Annotated in this window: 1 protein-coding gene; it reads right to left on the bottom strand. The window is 42.2% G+C overall.

What is annotated here, in order from left to right; all coding sequences use genetic code 11:
* A partial coding sequence (locus ACWHAR_RS23785; RefSeq protein ID WP_452088028.1) for a tRNA dihydrouridine synthase occupies positions 1–684 on the bottom strand: 684 nt, incomplete at its 3' end.
* Positions 685–978: the final 294 nt, after the last annotated feature.

Here is a 978-nt window from a genome sequence, read left to right as displayed (position 1 = left end):
TCCATCAACACCGTATTGTTCAGCAAGTTTTAAGCCAGTTTGGCGGTCAGGGATATCCCCGTTTATTGTTAACAATGTATCTGGTGCCACCTCGTCACGAAGTTTCTTAATCTCCGGGATGAGTTCCCAATGCGCATCTACTTTGCTCATTTCTGCTCTTGTGCGCAGATGAATAGAAAGATTGGCAATATCCTGTTTCAGTATGTGTGTCAGCCACTCGCGCCATTCGTCTACATCCGTGAAACCAAGTCTTGTTTTTACGCTTACGGGCAATCCCCCTGCTTTTGCTGCTTGTATTAACTCTGCTGCAACTTCCGGCCGGCGGATAAGACCGCTTCCCTTACCGTTCTGTGTCACATTAGGCACAGGACAGCCCATATTGATATCTAGTCCTTTAAATCCTAACTCTGCCATGCCAATACTCATTTTACGGAAGTTTTCAGGCTTATCTCCCCATATATGGGCCACAATTGGCTGTTCATCCTCTGTAAAAGTCAAACGGCCGCGCACGCTATCCTTCCCATCCGGGTGGCAATAGCTCTCTGAGTTTGTGAACTCTGTAAAAAACACATCCGGTCTGCCTGCTTCACTTACTACATGCCGGAAAACAACATCTGTCACATCTTCCATTGGTGCCAGTACAAAAAATGGCCGTGGCAATTCACGCCAGAAATTTTCTGTCATAACAAAAATCAAATCCTTTCATTAGAGGATACAGCTAGACCTGTATCTCAATATTAAAAAACTGACCATGCTTCTTTTTACACTTATCGCATGCGAAAGCATTTCTTATCAATCTATAGTAAATTTTGAACATTTCACGTGGGATGATTATCTACCCTATTTTTTATATTGTGGTTAACTTGCGCTGACCTTCGTCTTTCTTAGTGGCCTTACTTTTGAACTTTTGGATAAAAAGGATTCCAACCTAAATAGAATATCATAAGAGTTCTCCCTATTACCAATGCAAAATAATTG

It is taken from the genome of Bacillus sp. LR--39, assembly GCF_053613335.1.
Note: the sequence above shows the minus strand (reverse complement) of the source record. Positions and strands in the feature narration are given on the sequence as shown.